The sequence below is a fragment of the Ralstonia sp. 110700041-2 genome (genome assembly GCF_056280165.1).
The window spans coordinates 1-24,972 of record NZ_JBSFAI010000016.1 but is presented as its reverse complement, the minus strand read 5'-3'; the positions used below and the strand labels follow the sequence as shown (position 1 = coordinate 24,972).

The window sequence follows — 24,972 nt, the reverse complement described above, 5'->3', positions numbered from 1 at the left end:
TCAGAAGCGGATCGATTTCATCAGCGCCAGCTCGCCGATCTTGCGCAGCGGCACACTGACGAACTCGCGCCGCTCGTTGGGCGTGTTCTCGTTATAGATCAGCGTCAATTGTGCGGTGATGAGATCCCGGTCATGTGCCTTTTCGTCGAAGTTGTAGCCGCCGGCGTTGAAGTTGCCCCAATAGTTCACGTAGAACAGCCACACGCCCGGGCGTGGCGCGGCGGTCGAGAAAATCTCCGGCCCGGCACCGTCGACGCTGTCCACGTCGAGGCCGCCGCCGTCGGACAGCAGCGGCTGCGCCCAGAACGCGTGGTCGCCAATCGGCGAAATGACGTGCATGTCGACCTCGGCGCGCGGGTCGTCCCACGTGAGGACGGCGCGCAGCTTGGCCGATGTCTTGGTGGTGTCGGCCTCGTAGAACTGCAGGCGTTGGCGTGACTGCCCGTCGGCGCCGACGATTTCGACGCTGTTCGAGCCGGGGCCGAACGCCCAGGGGCGCGCAAAACGGCCTTCGCCATCGCCATACAGCGGCATGGCGTTGCCGTTGACGACGAGCACCGGCGGGCGGCGCTGCTTGCCGGCCGCGCGGATGCGCCCGGCGATGAGCGTGCGGTACTTTTGCGCGCCACGGTCCACGGGGGGTTTCGGATACGCCGCGGTGTACTGTTCCAGCTCGTTGGTCAGCTTGCTGTTGCGCCAGCCGCCGATCGGCCCTTCCAGATCGGCCACCGGCTCAGCCAGCGCCGAAGCGGCCAGCAGCAGCGCGACAGTGCACAGCGCCAAGCGCGTCATCCCACTCTTCACAGCAAACCCTCCCCTCGAATCAGGCGACGCGCCATCGCCTCGACAAACTGTTCGTCCTGCCCGCGCGGGTGGCGCGCAAAGGCGAGGTGCAGATACTCGTGCGTCAGCGCGATGCGGTCTTCCTCGGTCGCAAGGCGGTGCACGTACAGCCGGTTGCGGCGCGCATCGGCATACGGCCGGCCCTCGTGCACGACGCACACGGCGGGCAGCGGCGGCGTCTCATAGCCCGCCTCTGCGCGAAGACGCGCGGACCAACCGGGCGCACGCGCCTGGAGCCACTGCTGTGCCCCTGCCACGGGTGAACAATCCCCAGCCACCGGGCTCTGAAATGACGTGAGCGTCGCCTGCGGCCACCACTGCGCGAGGATGGCGTCGAACCCCTGGCCGCGCTGAGCAGCGGCGCGCGCGGCGGTCCAGCTCATCTGGCCGCGCGCGCTGATGGTGCCGTGGTATTGCACGGACTGGCCCGCCAATACCAGCGTGTCGGTAAATTCGGCTGCGTTGCGTGCGGCGGCCATCGGCGGGCGCGGCAGCACACGCTGGGTGCGCGAGCTGTCGGCGATTCGGTAGCAGCCCCTGTCGCGCGAGGCGTGCTGCACGAGGTAGCTGCGCGCCGCCACGGCCAACGCACGCGCTGCCTGGGGCTCGGCGAGTTCGCCTTCGCGCTCAACCACCCGTGCCACGTAATCGTTCATGCCCAGGCGGCCGGTAATGACCGGCACGTTGTTCTGGTGCGCGAGCGTCAGCTCCCCCTTGCTCTCGATGGGCAGCGTGTTGCCGTTGACGAAGCGCACGGCGTAGCGGCCTTCCAGGCGACCGGCGGCGACCGGCTTGCCGCTGGCGTCGCGCACTTCGCGAATCGGGTAACGCGCGAAGAAATCCACCACGACACAGGCATCGTCGTCGGGCACGGGCGTCTGCTCGATCAGCGGCGTAAGGCGCGGGGCGGCAGCGGCCAGCACCTGGTTGCTCGACCCGGCACCGCCGAGCCAGACGGGCGTGCCGTCGACCAGCCAGCCCGCGGCGCCGCCGATCGACGCGCCGGGGTGCTGCGGGTCGGGCATCGTCCACGTCTTGGCGCGCAGCAGGCCGCCGAAGTCCGACACCGTGCCCTCGCCACGCCCGACGGTCAGCACAGAGACGAGCGTTTGCGCGGCAGTTTCGCGCCCATCGGCCGGAACGCTGCGCAGCGCGGTGAGCAGATCGGCGACCGGCACGCGATGCGTCGGCTGCATGGCACGCAGATCACGCAGCCACGCGGGCGATCCGGCCTGCTGCCAGAAACGGCGCCAGTCCGCGCGGTCCAGCCCGAGGCGCACCGGTTCGAAATAGCGTCCGCACGATTGGATGAGCGCGCGCTCGCGGTCGATGCTGTTGCCGGCGGTGCAGCAGTAGACCTCTTCGGCGTCGTTGCCGTGACACGTGTAGTCGGGCGTGTTGATGCGCCGCGAGACGAGATAGCTGTAGACGAAGAGCTTCCAGACGCTGCCGAGCGGTGTTTCGGTGTCGCGCGGCAACGCGGTGGCCTGCGGCACGCCGCCGGCGGGGTCAACGCTGAATTGCCATAGCTTGGCGTCATCGCCTTGCAACGCTGCATATCGCAACGATGGAAGTGACTGGCCCACCGGCGCAGCGATGGCGTACCCGGCAAGCGCGCAGGCGCCGGCGGCCCAGAGGACGCCGGTCAGCACACTGCGCGCGAGCAGGCGGGAAGGCATCGCCAGATCACTCCACCTTGAACGGATAGCTGGCGGTCTTGCCGTCGCCCTGGAACGCCTTGGCTTCCGGCTGGTACATGCGGAAGTAGCGCACCGGCGGCAGTGCAAAGCGGCCCGGCAGCGAGAAGCGCACCAGCTGGCGCAGCACGGTCGGGCGCTCCAGCGCGGGCACCGGCTGGTTGTACGAGAGCTGGCCCATTTCATACGCGGCTTTGCGCTCGAACGCCTGCGCGCCATTGCCTTCGTTCGGCTCACCCTTCAGGCCGTCGATCTGGATGCCCCATGTGGTGGCCTCCACTTCGGCGCCCGGCGGCAGCGGCACTTCGACCAGGCCGTAACGATACGTGCCCTGGCGCGGGGTCAGCACGACCTCGTCGACGTAGAGTGCGTTGCTGTCGAGTGTGTCGCCCGGCTTGACCGGCTTGGCGGTAAAGGCGATGCCGCTGCTGCTGGCGCCGGCCGCCGGCTGCTTGGGCGCTTTGGGGTCCGGCTTGGCCGGTGCCGAATCGAGTGGCTCCAATCGGTACAGCTTGCGCTCCACCGTGATCGGCAGCTTGGAGGCCTCAGCCGCGCGGCTGCGGTACGACACGATGGCCGATTGTGTGGTCACGTCGGTCGGAGCCGCCGTCAGGTCCAGCGCGGCGGGGGCTTGTGCGCCGGTCCAGCGCCACGTCGGCACACCAACCGGAGAGCGCGTCGCCTGCCAACCGCCCGCCGAGACGGCCGGCTGGATGGTGGCAACGCTGGCGCCTTGCAGGCCACCCAGACCCTTCTGCAGCCAGACCAGCGCGACAGCACGGTCGATCGTCGGCAGGGCCGCGCTGGCGCGCGCCAGCAGCGGCGCCGGGTCGGCAGCCGAGCGCCCGCCGCCCATCAGCAACAGGCTCTGCACCAGCGGCGAGGTGTTGGCAGCCAGCGCACTGCGTGCAGCAATCTCGGCAGAGACCAGCGCTTCCGGCACCGGCTGACCGATCTGGCGCATCAGCTGTGCCGTCAGCACCGTCGCGACCTGGCGCCCGCGCGGCGAATCCGGCGCCACGAAGATCAGGCTGTCGCCCGCTGCGGGGTCGGCATCAGCCGTGGCCTTGGCCGCCTTGCCGCCACTGGGCGCAAGCTCGTTAGCCACGCCTGAGAGCGGCGTCGCCACCGGCAGGCCCATCTCATTGGCAAACCACAGCGCCAGCGCGCGGTGCAGCAGCGGCTCGTTCTGGCTGGTGCGCTTGTAGGCTTCGAGCACCTGCTTCCAGTTGTCTGCCGGCAGGCTGATGCCGACCGAACGGCTGGCAAGCCAATCCGCGTAATACGCATACGACGTGATCAGCGCGCTGCTGGTGGTCAGCTCGCCCCACCAGCCGAAGGTGCCGTTGGTGCCTGCCAGCAGTGCGAGACGCTGGCGTTGCGTGCGCAGCAGCGCGTCGACGCCTTGCGTGCCGGCCGGACCGCCATCGCCCAGGCGCGTGCCGGTGGCTGCCAGACTCTGCTGGGCGAGTGCCAGTGGGATCAGGCGGCTGGCCGTCTGCTCGGCGCAACCGTACGGATATTCGATGAGGTCATCGGCCACGCGAGCAAACTGGCTGGCGGTGTTGCCGACCACCCGCAGGCGCACGTCGCGCGCATCAGCCGGCAGGCCAAGCGGCAGGCGCGTGCCCTGCAACTGCGTGAGCGGGACGACGTTTTCGCGGTCGGCCAGCCAGCCGGTCGCATCCAGCTTGAGCGTGGTCTGCAGGCGGTCCGAAACCTTGTCGTCCTGCTTCAGCTCGGCATTCACCACACCCGCCTGCAGCGCCGTGACGGGCGCGCGCAGGTAGTTGGCGCCGCGCTTGAGCGTCACGCGCTGGTTGATGTTCAGGCCAGCGCCCGAGACGATCCAGTCGGCGGTGATGTCCTTGTCGGTTTGGTTGAAGGCGACCATGTCCAGGCGCGGCTGGTCGGTCTCGCGGAAGCGTTGTGGGCCCGTCCATTTCAGGTACAGCCGTTTGTCGGAGCGGATGCTCGCGGTGCGCTGGCCGACGATGCCGTCCGATGCGCCGGTGGTGGACACCGCGCGCACCGTGATGCGCCAGCGCGCCAGCGAATCCGGCATCTTGAAGGTCATGCGCGCACGGCCGTCGGCGCCGGTCTGCAGGTTGGCGACCCAGGCAGCGGTGTCCTGCTCATCACGGCGGGGACGCTCGAGCACTTTCACGCCGCGCTCGTTGTGGCGGCCATACGTGCCGCCCGGCTTGCCCGGCAACGAGGCGAGCGCCAGGTCGTAGCTGATGAAACTCTGGCTCGACGTGGTGCGCACGCTGTTGCGGCGGGGGTGGTAGAAGAAATCGACGATGCTGGGCGCCACTTCGGGCTGCAGCACGTAAATCATTTCGTCGACCACCGACACGGTCAGGTTGGCCGGCACGGGCTTGCCCGCCAGCGCGCTGGTCAAGTCCAGCGTGACGGTCTCGCCCGGCGCGTAGACGGCCTTGTCCGCATGCACGCCCAGGTCCAGCGTCGGTTGCGTGACGACGATGCCGGCGTTCTGGAACACCATGTCGCCATCGCGCACGTATAGCACCGAGAACGTCATGTTCGGCGCGAACTCCGCACCGATCTTGATGCGGGCGCGGTACTGCGACGGCGTGACCTTCTGCAGGCTCAGCCATTCGCCGCCGCGCGTGAGCAGCGCGTGGTGCTCGACCTTGTCACGTTCGAGCGTGAGCAGCGCATCGTCCACCGGCAGCGGGAACGTGATCAGCGCTTCGGCCGTGTCGCCAATCTGGTAGCGATCGCGGTCGAACACCATTTCGATGTTGCCCGGCACAGTCTGCACGCCATCGCCGGCCACCCAGTGGCTTGATGCGGCAAGCAGGTTGCCGGCCGCATCGCGCACCGACAGCGTGTACGAACCCGGCTGGTCGAACTTGACCGGGAACGTGGCGTTGCCCTTGGCATCCGGCGCGAGCGTGCCTTCGGTGCGCGTGCGCGTTTCCAGGCGCACCAGATCCCACTTGGCGGGCGGCGCGCTGGCACCGCTTGCGCCACCGACAACCGGCATCGGCGTGAGCGTGAACGACACGTTCTGGCCCGGCGTGGTGAAGTTCGACGTGGTCGACAGCTTGTACGGCGTGGCGCCGCGCGCGATCAGCAATTCGCGCGTGACCTTCACGCGGTACGCCGCGCCGTCGTTGGCAAACACGGTCACCACGTAGCGGCTGGGCTCCTTGGCGGCGGGCAACTCCAGCTTGGCGTTGCCGTCACCATCGGTGGTCAGCTCCTGCTGCTCCAGCTTGACGGGGAACAGGCCCGCGTAACGCAGTTCGCCCTCCACCATCGTCACCTGTTGTGCGCGCAGGTTGACCGACACCTTGCCGTTCTTGACCGGCTTGCCGTCCGGATAGCGCAGGCTGATCTTGCCCTTGACCGCTTCGCCCGTGCCGTAGCTGGCCTTGTCCAGCGACAGGCTCACGTCAAAGTGCGGCTTGATGTATTCGGCCACGCGGAAGGCGCCGCCGTACGTGCCGCCGTTGTAGTCGAAGCGCAGCGAGTAGCCACCGGCCGGTGCGTTGGATGGCAGCGTAAAGCGCGCGTCGGCGCCCATCTCGCCCGCCAGCCCCGTGGTGGAGGTGGCCACCGGCGCGCCGTTCGGGTCAAGCACTTGCAGCTTGATGTCGCCGGCCGCCGGCACGGTCGATTCGATCGCGTTCTTGAAATTGCGGCCGATGAACTTGACGCTGACTTCGTCGCCGGGGCGATACAGCGGGCGATCGGTAAAGGCGTACAGCTTGGTGTTGTAGATCTCGCTGTCGTAATAGAAATTCTCGGAGATGAACACGCCGCCCGCGCGGTCGCTGCCGATCACGTAGCTGCGTTCGGGCGACACGTGGCGCAGGTCGGCCGTGCCGTCGACCTCGGTGGTGCCGGAAGCGAGCACGCCTACGCCGTCGGTCCAGTTCACCGATGCACCGCTGACCGGCTTGCCGCTCTTGCGCTCGGCCGTCCACACCATCATCCCTTGCGAAGTGCCCTTGGTGACGGCCACGGTGTCCGACACAAACAGCAGCGTGTGCGCACGGTACGCGCCAATCACGGCTTCAACGATGTACAAACCGGCGGGCAGCTTGCCAACCGGGATCATCACGTTGCCGGCGTTCTGCGGCATCCATTCGCTGCTGCTGCCCTCGAGCTTCACGTCCTTGGGCGGTGCGATGGGCTTGGCGTCCCAGATCGGGTAGCGAAAGCGGCCCAGCAGTTCGTAGCCCTTGAGCGGCGCGTACTGCGGGTTGTTCGAGAAGCGCGTGGGCGCGGTCATCTGATCGCCCATGCTGAACTGCGGCGCAGTCTCTACGGCCTTGCTGCGCGTGGCGAACGACAGCACGCGTTGCCAAGCGCGGCGGGCCTGGCGCGTCCAGTTGTCCCACAGATAGGCGAGCGTGTTGGCCAGACCTTCGCCCGTGTAGTTGGCCTTGACGTCGATGCGGTGCAGGTTCTTCTGCGCCTTCAGAAATTCCAGCGGCTGGGGCACGCGGTAGACGAGGATGTCCGCGCCGCCGTAGCGGGACAGTTCGTCCTTGTACTCGCGGCCCGGCGCTTCAAGGCGGACCATCGCTTCCTGATCAGTCCCGTAGCTCGCATCCGAGAGCAGGAAGAACGGCTGCCCCTTGAACGGCTCGTAGCCGCTGCCCGGCACGTCGAACAGCGTTGGGTTCGGCGCTTCCTGCGCATCGGCCGCGTGCGCTGTCGACACCGAAGCGACCAACGCCAGCACCGTCACGCAGACGGCGGCAACGAGATTGAACGACAGCCAACGGTTGCGCATGAGTTTTTCTACCGTGTCAAAAAGGCCAGACGAAACACGCCGATGAAGTTGGGGTTGCCGCTCTGCGGCTGCCAGCGCGAGTCTTTCCATTGCATCAGTTCAGAGACCGGGACCGCACGCAGGCCGTTGTCGGTGCGGGTAACGGTGCCGGTGTGGTAGGCGATGTAGCGATCCATCCAGATCATCAGATGCTGGTCGTCGCCTTGATCGAAGAAGAGCAGATCGCCAGGGAGCGCCTGGTTGACGTCCTTCGCAATGAATCGGCTGTTCTGCTGGATGAGCCCGAGCGCCGACACATACGCGCCGGTGCTGCCGTCGAAGCGCGCCCACCGCTGCGTGAGCGTGCGCTGGGCGGGCGTGAGATTCAGCTCGGGCGGCAGTTGCCGTGTGGATTCTGCATCGCGCATGCCGTTGGCGCGCAGCCAGCGGGCGTCGTGCGTGCGCAGCGCCTCGCCGGCGGCAAAGCGCACCAGCCCGGCACAGTCGCGGTGCGTCCAGCGCGGCGTCGGGCCCTGGCGGAGCTGCTCGTTGACGATGCGCACGAACCACGCACGGAACATGCTGGATTGGTCCGGCGTGAGCGCATCGGCATCCGCGGGCGCCGTATCGGCCCAGCCTGACAGCGCATGCACAGACGGAGCGAGCAGGCTGGCTCCCACCGCCGTCAACCAACGGCGGCGGTTCAACGCAGCGGCCTGGGCGCGCAGCGTCATTGCGAGCTGGTGCTGTCTTGGGAAGCGGGCGCCACCGCCGTGGCCGGCACATCCGCCGACGGCCCTGGCGATACCGCTGCGTCAACCGCCGCCGGCGTGCCATCTCCGCCGGCAGGCAGGCCGCGCCCGCTCGACAGCCACGTCACCGGCACCCAGCCGCGCGACGACAGCACACCGCCATCCAGCGCCAGCGACACCGGCGCGTACCCCGACAACGCCTTGAGCTTGGGAAACAGATGCGTCTGCGCGGCGTTGAGGAACACCGCTTCCTGATCGGCGGGCAGCGCGGCACCGGCTTCGCGGCGGACGAGCGGCGCGAGCGACGCGGGCGTCATCGTCAGGACGATGCGATCGGCCTTGTCCTTCGGCAGGCTATCCGCCACGGCGGGGAAGCGCTTCGCGAGCACCGCCAGGGCGTCTTCAACGAGGCGCGCGTCTGGCGAGAACACGACCACGTCGCCCGCAATGGCCAGCGTGACCGGGAAGTAGCGATCCGCCGACAGCTGCGCCGCAAACGGTGCACCGGCCGATTGCGCTGTACCGTAGCGCGCGCTGACCGGGCGCTGCCACAGCGTGGCGTTGGCGGGGCCCGGCTTTGTCGTCACCGGCAGGCGCTTGTACGGACCGGACTTGTCGTCGGCCTGCGCCTTGGCTTCGTACGAACCGACAATCTGGCCGAACAGCGCGCCGAGCGCCGGCTTGACCGCCTCGGCCTGCGACGCCGACGACAGCTTCGCCACGAACAACGGCGCCACCAGCGACGACTTGCCGTACCAGCACGCAGCGGCTGGCCCTGCAAACGCATCGCCGACGTGCGCGGCGGCTTCGCTAATCTCCTTGGCGTCGCCGGCCACGGACTTCAGCAGCGTGCCGGCGGCCTTCCAGTCGACCGGCAGTGTCGCGCACGCGGCAGGATCAGATGGCAACGCGCGCCAAAGCGCGGCGTTGTCCCACTTTGCCGACAGCCGCGCCGGGTCGATGAGCGCGGCGCTCTGCCAGCCGTTGCCCGCGCCGTCCTTACCCGATCCGAAGTCGAAACGCAGCGCTTCAATGCCAGGAAAATACTGCTGATAACCGAATGACAGATAGTTGGCGCTCACCACAACGTGATGGCCCGTCGGCTCCTGCGCGGGCAGCGCGTACGCCGTGGCTTGCACGTTGCGCTTGCCGGCATCGTCGGAAAACAGGGCCGCCAGCGCGTTCGCCTGCTTGGAAATCGGCTTGCCGTCCTTATCCAGCAGCATGCCGGGCTCGGACAGCGCGATCAGCCGGTCGCCCTTGCTGGCAATCAGGATCGAACGCGTGGCCGAGAGCCTGAGCGCGTAGACCGGCGCGCCCGAATCGCCCAGCCCATCGGCGACCTTGCTGAGCTGCGCGTCGCTCGTCGCCACGGTGGCGACGGCTTCCAGCGCCTTGGCCAGGCCGTTGCGCTGCATCGAGAGCACCCAGTAGCGCAGCTTGTCGTCCGGGCCCCGCCACAGCATCACGCGCGCGGGCTCGTCAAACACATGCTTGAGCACGGTCTCGGCCAGATCGAGCTTCTGCTCGTACGCCAGGCGGCGCAGCGCACCGGCCACCGAGAGGCGGTCGTCGTTGCCTTCGTAATAGGCGACGAAATCTTCGGTCAGCACATCGCGCAGCAGCGGCACGCGCAGCACGTCGCGCGGCAGTTGCGACAGGCTTTGGCTGTCGATCAGGGCGTCGGGATAGGTCAGATCGAGCTGGACCTGGCGGGCGTGCAGCGCGCGTGTACGGCCAAACGGGTGCCAGACCATCTGCACCACCGCCGTGCCGGCAACGACCAGGGCGACCGCACCAACGGCGATCTGCTTGCGTGTGAGCTTCATGGAGGAATCGTCGGCAAGGCTGGAGGGGCCGGCGACTTGCTGGAATCTGCTCCGCTGGAGGGCGCGTAGATTGTAAAAAGTGCCGGTCTATAACCGGGAAATCATAGCGGTTGGCATGTTAAGGCGGGTTAACGTCTCAAGAAAATACGGAACCGACAGCACCAGTGTTGTTTGGCGTCTGCACACGGCGCCTTGGCGAAAAGCGGACAAAAAAAAGCCCGGCACATGGCCGGGCTTTGATGGTGTTGCTTGCGTTCGCTTACGCGTCGCCTTCTTGCTGAACGGCAGGCGTTTCGAAGATCGAAGCGGCTTCTTCTTCGGCAATCGCTGCAGCGCGGTCGCGGTCGGCCACTTCCTTCGCCTTGCGGGCGCGGTGGTAGGCCAAGCCGGTACCGGCCGGGATCAGACGGCCAACGATGACGTTTTCCTTCAGACCACGCAGGTCGTCGACCTTGCCCATGATGGCGGCTTCGGTCAGCACGCGCGTGGTTTCCTGGAACGACGCCGCCGAGATGAAGCTGTCGGTCGACAACGATGCCTTCGTAATACCCAGCAGCAGGTTCTCGTAGGTCGCCGGACGCTTGCCCAGCGCGATCACCTTGTCGTTCTCGTCGAGCAGGTCCGAACGCTCCACCTGCTCACCCGGGATGAAGCGGGTGTCGCCGGTGTCAACGATCTGCACGCGGCGCAGCATCTGACGAACAATCACTTCGATGTGCTTGTCGTTGATCTTCACACCTTGCAGACGGTACACGTCCTGCACTTCGTCGACGATGTAGGTCGCCAGCTCTTCCACGCCCTTCAGACGCAGGATGTCGTGCGGGTCGGCCGGGCCTTCGACGATCATTTCGCCCTTGTTGACCACCTGGCCGTCGTGCACCAGCACCTGCTTTTCCTTGGCGATCAGGAACTCGTGGGCGTTGCCGTCGAGATCCGTAATCACCAGGCGCTGCTTGCCCTTGGTGTCCTTACCGAAGGAAGTCGTACCGGTGACTTCCGCCAGCACGGCGGCGTCCTTCGGCGAACGGGCTTCGAACAGCTCGGCCACACGCGGCAGACCACCGGTAATGTCACGCGTCTTCTGCGATTCGGTCGGGATACGTGCGAGCACTTCACCAACGTGCACTTGCTGACCGTCCTTCACGGTGATCAGCGCGCCCACCTGGAAGCCGATGGTCACGGAGTGGTCCGTGCCCGGGATCTTCACTTCAGCGCCCGACGAGTCGAGCAGCTTCACCTGCGGACGGATGCCCTTCGTGGCAGCGGTACGACGCTTCGCATCGATCACCACCAGCGTCGACAGACCGGTCACTTCGTCCATCTGCTTGGCGACGGTCACGCCTTCTTCGACGTTCTCGAACTTGATGGTGCCCGAGTACTCCGAAATGATCGGACGCGTCAGCGGATCCCACGTGGCGAGTTGCGTGCCGGCCTTGATGGACTGGCCATCCTTGACCAGCAGCGTCGCGCCGTACACGATCTTGTGGCGCTCACGCTCGCGGCCGTGGTCGTCGGTGATCAGCGCTTCGCCCGAACGCGAGATGACGATCTGCTCGCCCTTCGCGTTGGTGACGTAACGCATGGTCGCCGTGAAACGCACGGTACCGGTTGCCTTCGCTTCCACGCTCGATGCCACTGCCGCACGCGATGCCGCACCACCGATGTGGAACGTACGCATCGTCAGCTGCGTGCCCGGCTCACCGATCGACTGCGCAGCGATCACACCCACTGCTTCGCCCGAGTTCACCAGCACACCGCGGCCGAGGTCGCGACCGTAGCACTTGGCGCACAGCCCGTAGCGCGTATCGCAAGACAGCGGCGTGCGAACCTTCACCTCGTCCACGCCCAGCGCGTCGATCAGGTCCACCATGTCTTCGTCGAGCAGCGTGCCGGCCTCGATCGCGGTTTCCTGCGTTTCCGGGTTCACCACGTCGTTGACGACCACGCGGCCCAGGATACGGTCGCGCAGGGCTTCAATCACTTCACCGCCTTCGACCAGGGCCTTCATGGCCACGCCGTTGGAGGTGCCGCAATCGTCTTCCACCACCACCAGATCCTGCGTCACATCGACCAGACGACGGGTCAGGTAACCCGAGTTCGCGGTCTTCAGTGCCGTATCAGCCAGACCCTTACGTGCGCCGTGGGTCGAGATGAAGTACTGCAGAACGTTCAGGCCTTCGCGGAAGTTCGCGGTAATCGGCGTCTCGATAATCGAGCCGTCCGGCTTGGCCATGAGGCCACGCATACCGGCGAGCTGACGGATCTGCGCTGCGGAACCCCGTGCGCCCGAGTCGGCCATCATGTAGATGGAGTTGAACGACTCTTGCTTGACGGTCTTGCCGTTGCGGTCGACCACGTCTTCGGTCTGGAGCTGCTCCATCATCGCCTTGCCCACCTGGTCACCAGCGGCGCCCCAGATGTCCACGACGTTGTTGTAACGCTCCTGGTCCGTCACCAGACCCGACATGTACTGCTTGTCGTATTCCTTCACCTTGGCGGCTGCCTCGGAGATGATCTTCTCCTTGGCCGGCGGCACCAGCATGTCGTCGATGGCGATGGAGATACCGGCACGCGTTGCCAGGCGGAAGCCCGACTGCAGCAGCTTGTCAGCGAAGATCACGGTTTCGCGCAGACCGCACTTGCGGAACGCCGTGTTGATCAGGCGCGAGATTTCCTTCTTCTTCAGCGGCTTGTTCAGCACCGAGAACGGCAGACCCTTGGGCAGGATCTCCGACAGGATCGCGCGGCCAACCGTCGTGGCCTGCAGCGTGATCTTCGGTGCGAAGCGGGCGTCGCCGTCGGCTTCCGGGTTCACCAGCTCATACTCGGTGATCCGCACGTTCACGCGCGAAGCCAGTTCGACTTCCTTGTTCTCGTAGGCGCGGATCACTTCCGAGATGTCGGCGAAGGTCATGCCCTCGCCCTTGCCGTTGATCTTGTCCCGGGTCGTGTAGTACAGACCCAGCACCACGTCTTGCGACGGCACGATCGACGGATCGCCGTTGGCCGGGAACAGCACGTTGTTCGACGCCAGCATCAGCGTGCGCGCTTCCATCTGCGCTTCGAGCGACAGCGGAACGTGAACAGCCATCTGGTCACCGTCGAAGTCGGCGTTGAACGCCGCGCAGACCAGCGGGTGCAGCTGGATGGCCTTGCCTTCGATCAGCACCGGCTCGAACGCCTGGATACCCAGACGGTGCAGCGTCGGTGCGCGGTTCAGCATCACCGGGTGTTCGCGGATCACCTCTTCGAGGATGTCCCACACCACCGGCGTCTGGCTTTCCACTTCCTTCTTCGCCGCCTTGATCGTGGTGGCGATGCCCATCGTTTCCAGCTTGTGGAAGATGAACGGCTTGAAGAGTTCGAGCGCCATCAGCTTGGGCAGGCCGCACTGATGCAGCTTCAGCGTCGGGCCTACCACGATGACCGAACGGCCCGAGTAGTCCACGCGCTTGCCCAGCAGGTTCTGACGGAAACGGCCGCCCTTACCCTTGATCATTTCAGCCAGCGACTTCAGCGGACGCTTGTTAGCGCCGGTCATCGCCTTGCCGCGACGGCCGTTGTCCAGCAGCGAATCCACGGCTTCCTGCAGCATGCGCTTTTCGTTGCGCACGATGATCTCCGGCGCCTTCAGCTCGAGCAGACGCTTCAGACGGTTGTTCCGGTTGATCACGCGGCGATACAGGTCGTTCAGGTCCGACGTGGCGAAACGGCCGCCGTCCAGCGGCACCAGAGGACGCAGCTCGGGCGGCAGCACCGGCAGCACTTCGAGGATCATCCAGTCCGGCTTGATGCCCGAACGCTGGAATGCCTCGAGCACCTTCAGGCGCTTGGCGAACTTCTTGATCTTGGCTTCCGAGCCCGTGGCCTGCAGCTCGGCGCGGATCGTCTCGATCTGCTTCTCGATGTCGATGCCGCGCAGCAGCTCGCGAATGCCTTCGGCGCCCATCATGGCGACGAATTCGCCTTCGCCGTATTCGTCGCACTTGGCCAGGTAGTCGTCTTCCGACATGATCTGGCTCTTCTTGAGCGCGGTCATGCCCGGTTCAACCACGACGAATGCTTCGAAGTACAGCACGCGCTCGATGTCGCGCAGCGTCATGTCGAGCACCATGCCCAGACGCGACGGCAGCGACTTCAGGAACCAGATGTGCGCGGTCGGCGCAGCCAGTTCAATGTGGCCCATGCGCTCACGTCGCACCTTGGCCAGCGTCACTTCAACGCCGCACTTCTCGCAGATCACGCCACGGTGCTTCAGGCGCTTGTACTTGCCGCACAGGCACTCGTAGTCCTTGATCGGGCCGAAGATCTTGGCGCAGAACAGACCGTCACGCTCAGGCTTGAACGTACGGTAGTTGATGGTCTCGGGCTTCTTGACTTCGCCGAACGACCACGAACGGATTTTCTCAGGCGACGCGAGGCCGATCTTGATCGCGTCAAACTGCTCTTCTTGCTGTACCTGACGGAATAGGTCGAGCAATGCTTTCATTCCAAACTCCTTGAGTTTGAGGCTGGCGCCCTGGTGTGACCCAAAGGCGCCGGCCCTAAATCTTCGTCAATGGCTGCTGTTACCAGGGCATGGCGATGTTGCCGCCATGCCCTCACCGCATCGGCGCTTAGTTGCGCTCGAGGTCGATGTCGATACCCAGCGAGCGGATTTCCTTCACCAGCACGTTGAACGATTCCGGCATGCCGGCATCGATCGAGTGCTCGCCCTTGACGATGTTCTCGTACACCTTGGTCCGGCCGTTCACGTCATCCGACTTCACGGTCAGCATTTCCTGCAGCACGTAGGATGCGCCGTACGCTTCGAGTGCCCACACTTCCATTTCACCGAAACGCTGGCCACCGAACTGGGCCTTACCGCCCAGCGGCTGCTGCGTCACCAGCGAGTACGGACCGGTCGAACGCGCGTGCATCTTGTCGTCGACCAAGTGGTGCAGCTTGAGCATGTGCATCACGCCCAGCGTGACCGGACGCTCGAAGGCTTCACCGGTGCGGCCGTCGAACAGCGTGACCTGTTGCTTGGAAGCGGTCAGGCCCTTCTCCTTCGCAATGTCTTCCGGATAGGCGAGGTCCAGCATGCGGCGGATTTCGTCCTCATGCGCACCATCGAACACCGGCGTCGCGAACGGCACGCCCTTCTTCAGGTTCTCGGCCAGCTCGAGGATTTCCGCGTCGGACAGGCTGTCCAGATCTTCAACCTTGCCGCTCTCGTTGTAGATCTGACCCAGCAGCTTGCGGATCTCGGCAGCCTTGGCTTGCGCCTTGAGCATGTTGCCGATGCGCTCGCCCAGACCGCGTGCGGCCCAACCCAGGTGGGTTTCGAGAATCTGACCCACGTTCATCCGCGAAGGCACGCCCAGCGGGTTCAGCACGATGTCGGCAGGTGTGCCGTCGGCCATGTACGGCATGTCTTCGATCGGGGTGATCTTCGACACAACACCCTTGTTACCGTGACGGCCGGCCATCTTGTCGCCAGGCTGCAGGCGACGCTTCACGGCCAGGTACACCTTGACCATCTTGATCACGCCCGGCGGCAGTTCGTCGCCTTGCGTGAGCTTCTTGCGCTTCTCTTCGAACGCGAGGTCGAAGTCGTGGCGCTTCTGCTCGATGGCAACCTTCACGGCTTCCAGCTGCAGCGCGACTTCGTCTTCTGCCGGGCGGATGTCGAACCAGTGCCACTTGTCCAGATCGGCCAGGTATTCCTTCGTGAGCGCGGTGCCCTTGGCCAGCTTCTTCGGGCCGCCGTTGGCAATCTTGCCCACCAGCAGACGCTCCAGACGCTGGAAGGCATCGCCTTCCACGATACGCAGCTGGTCGTTCAGGTCCAGGCGGTAGCGCTTCAGTTCCTCATCGATGATCGACTGGGCGCGCTTGTCACGCACCACGCCTTCACGCGTGAAGACCTGCACGTCGATCACGGTACCGCTCATGCCCGAAGGCACGCGCAGCGAGGTGTCCTTCACGTCGGACGCCTTCTCACCGAAGATCGCACGCAGCAGCTTCTCTTCCGGCGTCAGCTGGGTCTCGCCCTTGGGCGTGACCTTGCCGACCATCACGTCGCCGGCTTCCACTTCTGCGCCGATGTACGTGATGCCCGATTCGTCCAGGCGAGCCAGTTGGGCTTCGGCCAGGTTCGAGATGTCGCGCGTGATTTCTTCCGGTCCGAGCTTGGTGTCGCGAGCAACGACCGACAGCTCCTCGATGTGGATCGAGGTGTAGCGGTCTTCAGCCACGACGCGCTCCGAGATCAGGATCGAATCCTCGAAGTTGTAGCCGTTCCAGGGCATGAACGCGACCAGCATGTTCTGGCCGAGCGCCAGCTCGCCCATGTCGGTCGAGGCGCCGTCAGCAATCACGTCGCCGCGGGCAACAACGTCGCCCACCTTGACCATCGGACGCTGGTTGATGTTCGTGTTCTGGTTCGAACGCGTGTACTTGATCAGGTTGTAGATGTCCACGCCGACTTCACCGGCGACGGCTTCGGCATCGTTTACGCGGATCACCACACGGTTCGCGTCAACGTAGTCGACCACGCCGCCACGGGTTGCCTGCACGGCGGTACCCGAGTCCACTGCCACGGTGCGCTCGACGCCGGTACCCACCAGCGGCTTGTCCGCACGCAGGCAGGGCACGGCCTGACGCTGCATGTTTGCGCCCATCAGTGCACGGTTTGCATCATCGTGCTCGAGGAACGGCACCAGCGAAGCTGCAGCCGACACGATCTGCGACGGTGCCACGTCGATGTACTGCACGCGGTCCGGCGTGACCATACGGGTTTCACGCTCGCTGCCTTCACGCGCGGAGACCAGTTCGTCAATCAGGTTGCCGTCCTTGTCCAGCGTCGCGTTGGCCTGCGCCACCACGTACTTACCTTCCTCGATGGCCGACAGGTAATCCACCTGATCGGTCAGCTTGCCGTTTTCAACCTTGCGGTACGGCGTTTCGAGGAAGCCGTAGTCGTTCAGTTGTGCATACAGCGCCAGCGAGTTGATCAGACCAATGTTCGGACCTTCCGGCGTTTCGATCGGGCACACGCGGCCGTAGTGGGTCGGGTGCACGTCACGGACTTCAAAGCCCGCACGCTCGCGCGTCAGACCGCCCGGGCCCAGGGCGGAAATACGACGCTTGTGCGTGACTTCCGACAGCGGGTTGGTCTGGTCCATGAACTGCGACAGCTGCGACGAACCGAAGAACTCGCGAATCGCCGACGAAATCGGCTTCGAGTTGATCAGGTCGTGCGGCATCAGGTTTTCCGTCTCGGCCTGGCCCAGACGTTCCTTCACGGCGCGTTCAACACGCGACAGCCCGGCACGGAACTGGTTTTCTGCCAGTTCGCCGACGCAGCGCACACGGCGATTGCCGAGGTGGTCGATATCGTCGACTTCGCCCTTGCCGTTACGCAGGTTCACCAGCAGCTTGATCGTGTCGAGGATGTCCTCGTCGGTCAGCACCATCGGGCCTGTACCGCTCGAGCGGTTCAGGCGGCTGTTGACCTTCATGCGGCCAACGCGCGACAGGTCGTACGAGTCTTCGCTGTAGAACAGACGCTGGAACAGTGCTTCAACGGCGTCTTCGGTCGGCGGCTCGCCGGGGCGCATCATGCGGTAGATGGCGATACGCGCGGCGGTCTGGTCGGCGGTGTCGTCCGTGCGCAGCGTCGCCGACATGTACGGACCTTGATCCAGGTCGTTCGTGTACAGCGTCTGGATTTCCTTCACGCCGGCGTCACGCAGCTTCTCGAGCACGCCTTCGGTCAGTTCGTCGTTGGCGTTGGCCAGGACTTCACCGGTGTCCGGGTCGACGATGTTCTTCGCCAGCACGCGGCCCAGCAGGTAGTCTTCCGGCACGCTGATCAGCTTGGTGCCCGCGGAATCCAGGTCGCGGATGTGCTTGGCGTTGATGCGCTTGTCCTTCTCGACCACGACCTTGCCGTTCTTGTCGGAAATGTCGAAGCGAGCGACTTCACCGCGCAGACGCTCGGGCACGAATTCCATCAGTGCGCCTTCGGTCTTGAGCGTGAAGTTATCGAACACGAAGAAGTGCGCCAGGATCTGTTCCGGCGTCAGGCCAATGGACTTCAGCAGGATCGTCACCGGCATCTTGCGGCGGCGGTCAACGCGGAAGTAAAGGATATCCTTCGGGTCGAATTCGAAATCGAGCCACGAGCCGCGGTACGGGATGATCCGCGCCGAGAACAGCAGCTTGCCCGAGCTGTGCGTCTTGCCCTTGTCGTGCTCGAAGAACACGCCCGGCGAACGGTGCAGCTGGGACACGATCACACGTTCCGTCCCGTTGATCACGAACGAACCGGTGGAGGTCATGAGCGGAATTTCGCCCATGTAGACTTCCTGCTCCTTGATCTCCTTGACCTTGGTGGGATTCTCGCGGTCGTTGATGATCAAGCGCACTTTTGCGCGCAGCGCCGAGTGGAAGGTCAGACCACGCTGCTGACATTCCTTGACGTCAAACGGCGGGTTGGACAGGTGGTACGACACGAACTCCATGCGTGCCAGACCATTGTGCGACACGATGGGGAAAATGGCGTTGAACGCCGCTTGCAGACCTTCGCTCTTGCGTTGTGCAACAGGAGCGTTCTCCTGCAAGAACTGGGCATACGATTGAATCTGGGTGGCAAGCAGGAAGGGAACCTGATGAACCGTTGCGCGTTTCGCGAAACTCTTGCGAATACGCTTCTTCTCGGTAAAGCTGTACGCCATGGGATCTCCGAATCATCGCAAGTGCGCGCGACGGACTTAAGGCGATAAGGCACGCCTGACACTTGAGGTGTTCAGCGACTGGTGACGGGATTTGGCGGTTGGCCGCTACCAACCTCTGGCTGACGGTACTGCGCGCGCCACCCGCACATGAGCCCATGGAGCCCATGCTACGGACGGGGGAGCACCCGACCAAACTTGCCTTCTGCAGTCGGTTCAGAAGACAAACATCAGCGGACTGCGAACTGCCTAGTGTGCCACTGATGTTTGGCCTCTGCTGGCCTTGTCCTGGCCGGCTGCCGGAAAACCCGGCAAAGAGACTTCAACGATACTTATAGCGTGACTGCGGGATCGCTCAACAATCGGCCCCACAAGCGCAAAAAGGCTGGCGCCGGGAAATCTCCCTTTGCCAGCCTCCATCGCGTACCAGGTACGGCACGCGAGACCTGCACTTACTTGGCGTCGGCTTCCGCGCCGGCTTCCACCAGCTTCTTCACCAGCTCGTCGGCGGTCTTCTTGTCGACGCCTTCCTTCACGGGCTTCGGTGCGCCATCGACCAGGTCCTTGGCTTCCTTCAGGCCCAGGCCGGTGATTTCACGCACGGCCTTGATGACGCCAACCTTGTTCGCGCCGGCGCTCTTCAGCGTCACGGTGAATTCGGTTTGCTCTTCAGCGGCAGCAGCGCCACCAGCAGCAGCCGGACCGGCCACGGCCACGGCAGCAGCCGACACGCCAAACTTCTCTTCGAACGCCTTGACCAGGTCGTTCAGTTCCATCACGGACATCGCGCCAACGGCTTCCAGGATGTCGTCTTTGGTGATTGCCATTTGAATAACTCCAGAATGTGATTCGGTATCGATCGTGCGATCTGTACGTGGTGCCGCAGCCTATTAGGCCGCTGCAGCCTCGCCTTCGCCTTGCTTGGCAGCCAGGGCACCCAGGGCGCGGGCAAAGCCCGACACCGGCGCCTGCATGACGAACAGCAGCTTGCTGAGCAGTTCTTCGCGGCTCGGAATCGTTGCCAGCGCCTTCACGGCGTCGACGTCGAGAACCTTGCCATCGTACGAACCAGCGCGCAGCACCAGCTTGTCATTGCCCTTGGCGAAATCGTTCAGCACCTTGGCCGGGGCCACTGCGTCTTCGGAAATACCGTAGATCAGCGGGCCGGTCAGTTGCTCGGCGAGTTCGGCAAACGGCGTGCCTTCAACAGCGCGGCGTGCCAGCGTGTTCTTCAGAACGCGCAGGTAGACGCCTTGCTGGCGCGCTTGCGCGCGCAGCTTGGTCAGATCGCCAACCGTGATACCGCGATATTCGGCGACGACGATGGTCGAGGCCTTGGCGACTTGCGCCGTTACCTCGGCCACGACGGCCTTCTTATCTTCGAGATTGAGTGCCACGGTTAAGCTCCAAAACGACGTCGGCTTCCGCAGTCGCTGCGGTCACCTCGGTCAGTCCAAAAGTACGGCGTCCGATTGGCACAAATCACTTCGGCAATACCAAAGTCACTCATTCCCTTCGGGGGCGCCATCTGCGTTGGCTGAAGTCCCCTCCGCTTCCGGAGTGGGCCGCGATTAAGGTGTTGGCTCCGAGGAGCCCCACACCGCCAACGGTCTTTGATAACCAGTGGCGTCTGCCTACTTGCGCAGACGTCTGCCACTGCCCAAAGTCTTGTCCCTCAAGCCTCGAGGGTCTGCGCGGCCGAAGCCACGCAAGAGAAAACTGCTGACACCAGGATGGTTATCGGGCCGCCCGGTGCGAATGATCGAGAGCGATCAGGCAGCCAGGGTTGCCTGGTCAACACGCACGCCCACGCCCATCGTCGACGAGACGGCGACCTTGCGCAGGTACACGCCCTTGCTCGATGCCGGCTTGGCCTTGGTCAGTGCGTCCAGCAGTGCAGCCAGGTTGCTCTTCAGCGCTGCCGGCTCGAACGAGCGGCGGCCGATGGTGGCGTGGATAATACCGGCCTTATCGACGCGGAATTGCACCTGACCAGCCTTGGCGTTCTTCACAGCCGTGGCAACGTCCGGCGTCACGGTGCCGACCTTCGGGTTCGGCATCAGGCCACGCGGGCCCAGGATCTGACCCAGCGTACCGACCACGCGCATCGTGTCCGGCGAAGCGATCACGACGTCGAAGTCCATCTTGCCGGCCTTGATCTGCTCGGCGAGGTCTTCCATGCCGACGATCTCAGCGCCGGCAGCCTTGGCTTGCTCGGCCTTGTCGCCCTGGGCGAACACGGCCACGCGCACCGACTTGCCGGTACCAGCAGGCAGCACCACCGAACCACGAACCACCTGGTCCGACTTTTTCGCATCGATGCCCAGTTGCACGGCCACGTCGATGGACTCATCGAACTTGGCGCTGGCGCATTCCTTAACGAGGCTCAGCGCTTCGTCGATCGGGTAGAACTTGGTACGTTCGACCTTGGCCTTGTTCGCGGCCGCACGCTTCGAAATCTTTGCCATGATTACAGGCCCTCCACCGTGATACCCATCGAACGGGCGCTACCGGCGATCGTACGCACGGCGGCGTCCAGATCAGCTGCGGTAAGGTCAGCGTTCTTCGCCTTGGCGATTTCCTCTGCCTGCGCGCGGGTGATCTTGCCAACCTTGTCGGTATGCGGCTTGGCGGAACCCTTCTGGATACCGGCAGCCTTCTTGATGAGCACGGTCGCCGGCGGCGACTTCATCACGAAGGTGAAGCTCTTGTCGGCGAAGGCGGTGATCACCACCGGCACCGGCAGGCCCGGTTCCATACCTTGAGTCTGCGCGTTGAACGCCTTGCAGAACTCCATGATGTTCAGACCGCGCTGACCCAGGGCCGGGCCGACGGGCGGGGACGGATTTGCTTTACCAGCCGGAATTTGCAGCTTGATAAAGCCAATAATTTTCTTGGCCATCTTGACTCCAATCCGGATTGCCCAGTTCAAACAACGATGGCAATCCTGTTGAGTGGTAACGCATCGGCGCAAGGCCGACGCTCCTCTGTTGGCGCGGGCGGCTTCGCCACCGTTGCCCGCCAAGTCCGGTGGACCGGGCGATTAGCGCAGTGGCTTGCGCCACCGCACCAAATTTCTTAAACCTTCTCGACCTGACCGAACTCGAGTTCGACGGGCGTTGCACGTCCGAAGATCGTCACGGAAACGCGCAGGCGCGATTTCTCGTAGTTCACTTCCTCGACGTTGCCATTGAAGTCGGTAAACGGGCCTTCCTTCACACGCACCATTTCGCCCACTTCGAACAGCGTCTTGGGACGCGGTTTCTCGACCCCTTCCTGGATCTGGGCCATGATTTTGTCGACTTCGCTCTTGGAGATCGGCGAGGGGCGATTGCCCGTACCACCAATGAAACCAGTGACCTTGGAAGTGTTCTTCACCAAGTGCCAGGTCTCGTCGGTCATCTCCATTTCGACAAAGACGTAGCCGGGGAACAGGCGGCGCTCTGTCACGGTCTTGCGACCGCTCTTGCTCTCCATCACCTCTTCCGACGGCACCAGAATCTGGCCGAACAGATGTTGCAGGCCTTCGCGCTCGATGCGCTCCTGCAGCGCGCGTTGCACGCTTTTTTCCATGCCCGAATAGGCATGCACGACATACCAGCGCTTCTTTGAGGCCGGTGCGGACGAATCCGTGGACGTGTCGTTCGCTACGTTATCCGTCATGGCTTCACCCGATTATTTCCAGCCCAGCACGAGGGAGAAAATCACCCACTCAATGAGCTTGTCCGCAGACCACAGGAACAGGGCCATGATCACGACGAACGCAAACACCAGACCGGTCATCTGCCCGGCTTCCTTGCGCGTCGGCCACACCACTTTGCGAACTTCGCGGTACGACTCGCGCGCGAACTCGATGAAGCTTTGCCCAGGTGCGGACACCAACGCAACGCCCGCGCCCAACACCAGCCCGCCAATCAGCGAGGCAGCACGGACATAGCTCGGCTGTTGCGCCAGCAAGTAAAAACCGATCACCCCAGCGACCAGCAGCAGGAACGCCAAGGCCAGCAACCATTTGCCGCTGGCGGTGTTGACGGTTTCGACGTTCGGATTGGCCATGTTTCCCAAACGAGACTAAGCCGCGTGGCGCGTTTTCCTGCGCGACGCGGCTGATGAATTGGCAGGGGCAGAGGGAATCGAACCCCCAACCTTCGGTTTTGGAGACCGACGCTCTGCCAGTTGAGCTATACCCCTAAAACAGCTTTGGGGTTGCCATTTCGGTCAACCCCACTCTGGCACTTCACGTGCGGCCGGTTGGCAGCCGCACGGAAGAGTTACAGCACTTACTCGATGATCTTAGCGACGACGCCGGCGCCGACGGTACGACCGCCTTCACGGATAGCGAAGCGCAGACCTTCTTCCATGGCGATCGGGGCGATCAGCTTGACGGTGATCGACACGTTGTCGCCCGGCATGACCATTTCCTTGTCGGCCGGCAGCTCGATCGAGCCGGTCACGTCCGTCGTACGGAAATAGAACTGCGGACGGTAGTTGTTGAAGAACGGCGTGTGACGGCCGCCTTCGTCCTTCGACAGGATGTAGACCTCGCCCGTGAAGTGCGTGTGCGGCTTGATCGAACCCGGCTTGCATAGCACTTGGCCGCGCTCGACGTCTTCGCGCTTCGTGCCGCGCAGCAGGATACCGACGTTGTCGCCTGCCTGACCTTGGTCCAGCAGCTTGCGGAACATTTCCACGCCCGTGCAGGTGGTCTTCTGCGTGGCCTTGATACCGACGATTTCCAGCTCTTCGCCGACCTTGACTACGCCGCGCTCGATACGGCCGGTCACCACGGTGCCGCGACCCGAGATCGAGAACACGTCTTCCACCGGCATCAGGAACGTGCCGTCAACAGCGCGCTCCGGCGTCGGGATGTAGGTGTCCAGTGCGTCGGCCAGGTTCATGATGGCCACTTCGCCCAGCTCGCCCTTGTCGCCTTCCAGCGCCAGCTTGGCCGAACCCTTGATGATCGGGGTGTCGTCGCCCGGGAAGTCGTACTTCGACAGAAGTTCGCGCACCTCCATCTCGACCAGCTCCAGCAGCTCAGCGTCGTCCACCATGTCGCACTTGTTCAGGAACACGACGATGTACGGCACACCAACCTGGCGGGCCAGCAGGATGTGCTCACGCGTTTGCGGCATCGGGCCGTCAGCGGCCGAGCACACCAGGATTGCGCCGTCCATCTGGGCGGCACCGGTAATCATGTTCTTGACGTAGTCGGCGTGGCCCGGGCAGTCAACGTGCGCGTAGTGACGGTTAGCCGTTTCGTACTCAACGTGTGCGGTGTTGATCGTGATGCCGCGTGCCTTTTCTTCCGGCGCCGCATCAATCTGGTCGTATGCCTTGGCGGCACCACCAAACTTGGTCGCCAGCACGGTCGTGATCGCTGCCGTCAGCGTCGTCTTGCCGTGGTCAACGTGACCAATCGTACCAACGTTCACGTGCGGCTTAGTCCGCTCGAACTTTTCCTTTGCCATGTCGCGACTCCTGTCTCGGTAGCGATTTGCGTTGGTGGATGCGTGGTGCCCATGGGCAGGATCGAACTGCCGACCTCTCCCTTACCAAGGGAGTGCTCTACCACTGAGCCACATGGGCAAAACTTGCGAACAGTGAATGGAGCGGGTGAAGGGAATCGAACCCTCGTCGTAAGCTTGGAAGGCTTCTGCTCTACCATTGAGCTACACCCGCCCGGGTTACTTCTTCCCTTGCCGCCCGGCCTTGCGACCGAACTCACTGCTTAATTCTGGTGGAGAGGGTTGGATTCGAACCAACGTAGGCGTAAGCCAACAGATTTACAGTCTGCCCCCTTTAGCCACTCGGGCACCTCTCCGAAGAGAACTTGCGATTATGGGACCATCAAGCCACCCTGTCAAGCGTTCCTTGATGAAATCGCGAGATTTCGAGCATTGGTGCTCTCACCCTTATACGGCAAGTTCACTCCAGTGGGGGCGGCGTCACGGTGCCTCCCTCCAACGCACCCGCCAAAGGGCTTGCGTAGCCGTCTTCGGAAGCCACAAATGCAGTCGGCAAGCAGAGCTACGGAAGGTCGGGGACCCCACGGCGGGCCTACACCACACAACTACAGACATACGATGTAGGGCGCTTGCACACCGCACAAAGCGAACGCAGCCAGCCCTCGAGTATCCAGCGCGTCACCGCCGTGAGCGGACGATCGTACGGGCTCTAGCCGGCTGACCGAAGGCGCCTGGTGCGAGACCACGAGCGCCTCCGGCGGGAGGTTTTTGTTTTTGGGTGGGAAGGCGCTGGGATGTGTTGCCGCGAAGAGCTCGAGTAAGCACCCGGTGAACCCGTCTTGCCAGCTAGGTGGCGCTGGGCGTCCAGCGATGCGGGAGCAGTTCGGCGATGTCGGCCGCCTTGTGGGTC

The 24,972-nt window shown here is 64.1% G+C and carries 14 protein-coding genes and 4 tRNA genes; all 18 read right to left on the bottom strand.

The window, feature by feature from the left end; translation table 11 throughout:
- Positions 1-792: a YfaP family protein gene (locus ACUXH0_RS21345; protein WP_027693346.1), complete on the bottom strand. Its 792-nt coding sequence runs from the start codon at positions 790-792 to the stop codon at positions 1-3.
- Between the two features lie 8 nt (positions 793-800).
- The gene (locus tag ACUXH0_RS21340) at positions 801-2,522 is read right to left on the bottom strand and encodes a YfaQ family protein (protein ID WP_182594624.1); all 1,722 of its coding nucleotides are present in this window, start codon (positions 2,520-2,522) and stop codon (positions 801-803) included.
- Positions 2,523-2,529: 7 nt separating this feature from the next.
- Positions 2,530-7,314 carry an alpha-2-macroglobulin family protein gene (locus tag ACUXH0_RS21335; RefSeq protein WP_012436590.1) on the bottom strand — a complete coding sequence of 1,595 codons (4,785 nt, stop codon included), beginning with the start codon at positions 7,312-7,314 and terminating at the stop codon, positions 2,530-2,532.
- An 8-nt stretch (positions 7,315-7,322) separates the two neighbouring features.
- A complete protein-coding gene (locus ACUXH0_RS21330) occupies positions 7,323-8,027 on the bottom strand; it encodes a DUF1175 domain-containing protein (protein ID WP_012436591.1) in 705 nt (234 codons plus the stop codon).
- On the bottom strand, positions 8,024-9,874 hold the full coding sequence (locus tag ACUXH0_RS21325) for a DUF2138 domain-containing protein (RefSeq protein WP_012436592.1): 1,851 nt from the start codon (positions 9,872-9,874) through the stop codon (positions 8,024-8,026). Before ACUXH0_RS21325 ends, ACUXH0_RS21330 begins: the two co-directional genes overlap by 4 nt.
- Before the next feature lie 259 nt (positions 9,875-10,133).
- Complete coding sequence (gene rpoC / locus ACUXH0_RS21320) at positions 10,134-14,363, bottom strand: DNA-directed RNA polymerase subunit beta' (RefSeq protein ID WP_024972894.1); 4,230 nt, start codon at positions 14,361-14,363, stop codon at positions 10,134-10,136.
- 127 nt (positions 14,364-14,490) lie between these two features.
- Entirely contained in the window at positions 14,491-18,597 is a 4,107-nt protein-coding gene (gene rpoB, locus ACUXH0_RS21315) for a DNA-directed RNA polymerase subunit beta (RefSeq protein ID WP_004634457.1), read from the bottom strand.
- Positions 18,598-19,046: 449 nt separating this feature from the next.
- Positions 19,047-19,421 (bottom strand): 50S ribosomal protein L7/L12, encoded by a 375-nt coding sequence (gene rplL, locus ACUXH0_RS21310; RefSeq protein ID WP_182594625.1) that lies wholly within the window; start codon positions 19,419-19,421, stop codon positions 19,047-19,049.
- A 63-nt stretch (positions 19,422-19,484) separates the two neighbouring features.
- The gene (rplJ, locus tag ACUXH0_RS21305) at positions 19,485-19,991 is read right to left on the bottom strand and encodes a 50S ribosomal protein L10 (RefSeq protein ID WP_004634455.1); all 507 of its coding nucleotides are present in this window, start codon (positions 19,989-19,991) and stop codon (positions 19,485-19,487) included.
- A gap of 375 nt (positions 19,992-20,366) precedes the next feature.
- Positions 20,367-21,062 (bottom strand): 50S ribosomal protein L1, encoded by a 696-nt coding sequence (gene rplA / locus ACUXH0_RS21300; protein ID WP_004634454.1) that lies wholly within the window; start codon positions 21,060-21,062, stop codon positions 20,367-20,369.
- A 2-nt stretch (positions 21,063-21,064) separates the two neighbouring features.
- Positions 21,065-21,496, bottom strand: coding sequence for a 50S ribosomal protein L11 (gene rplK, locus ACUXH0_RS21295; protein ID WP_004634453.1), 432 nt, complete (start codon positions 21,494-21,496; stop codon positions 21,065-21,067).
- 176 nt (positions 21,497-21,672) lie between these two features.
- Entirely contained in the window at positions 21,673-22,257 is a 585-nt protein-coding gene (nusG, locus tag ACUXH0_RS21290) for a transcription termination/antitermination protein NusG (protein ID WP_004634452.1), read from the bottom strand.
- A gap of 12 nt (positions 22,258-22,269) precedes the next feature.
- On the bottom strand, positions 22,270-22,650 hold the full coding sequence (gene secE, locus ACUXH0_RS21285) for a preprotein translocase subunit SecE (protein WP_004634450.1): 381 nt from the start codon (positions 22,648-22,650) through the stop codon (positions 22,270-22,272).
- Positions 22,651-22,709: 59 nt separating this feature from the next.
- Positions 22,710-22,785, bottom strand: a tRNA-Trp gene (locus ACUXH0_RS21280).
- Between the two features lie 89 nt (positions 22,786-22,874).
- On the bottom strand, positions 22,875-24,065 hold the full coding sequence (tuf, locus tag ACUXH0_RS21275; protein WP_004634449.1) for an elongation factor Tu: 1,191 nt from the start codon (positions 24,063-24,065) through the stop codon (positions 22,875-22,877).
- 43 nt (positions 24,066-24,108) lie between these two features.
- Positions 24,109-24,183, bottom strand: a tRNA-Thr gene (locus ACUXH0_RS21270).
- A 19-nt stretch (positions 24,184-24,202) separates the two neighbouring features.
- Positions 24,203-24,276 (bottom strand) — tRNA-Gly (locus ACUXH0_RS21265).
- Positions 24,277-24,332: 56 nt separating this feature from the next.
- A tRNA-Tyr gene (locus tag ACUXH0_RS21260) sits at positions 24,333-24,418 on the bottom strand.
- Positions 24,419-24,972: the final 554 nt, after the last annotated feature.

What these genes read in the sequence shown, in the direction of transcription:
- ACUXH0_RS21345 (WP_027693346.1), bottom strand. Translation starts at nt 792, where the DNA reads ATGACGCGCTTGGCGCTGTGCACTGTCGCGCTGCTGCTGGCCGCTTCG.
- ACUXH0_RS21340 (WP_182594624.1), bottom strand. Translation starts at nt 2,522, where the DNA reads ATGCCTTCCCGCCTGCTCGCGCGCAGTGTGCTGACCGGCGTCCTCTGG.
- ACUXH0_RS21335 (WP_012436590.1), bottom strand. Translation starts at nt 7,314, where the DNA reads ATGCGCAACCGTTGGCTGTCGTTCAATCTCGTTGCCGCCGTCTGCGTG.
- ACUXH0_RS21330 (WP_012436591.1), bottom strand. Translation starts at nt 8,027, where the DNA reads ATGACGCTGCGCGCCCAGGCCGCTGCGTTGAACCGCCGCCGTTGGTTG.
- ACUXH0_RS21325 (WP_012436592.1), bottom strand. Translation starts at nt 9,874, where the DNA reads ATGAAGCTCACACGCAAGCAGATCGCCGTTGGTGCGGTCGCCCTGGTC.
- rpoC (WP_024972894.1), bottom strand. Translation starts at nt 14,363, where the DNA reads ATGAAAGCATTGCTCGACCTATTCCGTCAGGTACAGCAAGAAGAGCAG.
- rpoB (WP_004634457.1), bottom strand. Translation starts at nt 18,597, where the DNA reads ATGGCGTACAGCTTTACCGAGAAGAAGCGTATTCGCAAGAGTTTCGCG.
- rplL (WP_182594625.1), bottom strand. Translation starts at nt 19,421, where the DNA reads ATGGCAATCACCAAAGACGACATCCTGGAAGCCGTTGGCGCGATGTCC.
- rplA (WP_004634454.1), bottom strand. Translation starts at nt 21,062, where the DNA reads ATGGCAAAGATTTCGAAGCGTGCGGCCGCGAACAAGGCCAAGGTCGAA.
- rplK (WP_004634453.1), bottom strand. Translation starts at nt 21,496, where the DNA reads ATGGCCAAGAAAATTATTGGCTTTATCAAGCTGCAAATTCCGGCTGGT.
- nusG (WP_004634452.1), bottom strand. Translation starts at nt 22,257, where the DNA reads ATGACGGATAACGTAGCGAACGACACGTCCACGGATTCGTCCGCACCG.
- secE (WP_004634450.1), bottom strand. Translation starts at nt 22,650, where the DNA reads ATGGCCAATCCGAACGTCGAAACCGTCAACACCGCCAGCGGCAAATGG.
- tuf (WP_004634449.1), bottom strand. Translation starts at nt 24,065, where the DNA reads ATGGCAAAGGAAAAGTTCGAGCGGACTAAGCCGCACGTGAACGTTGGT.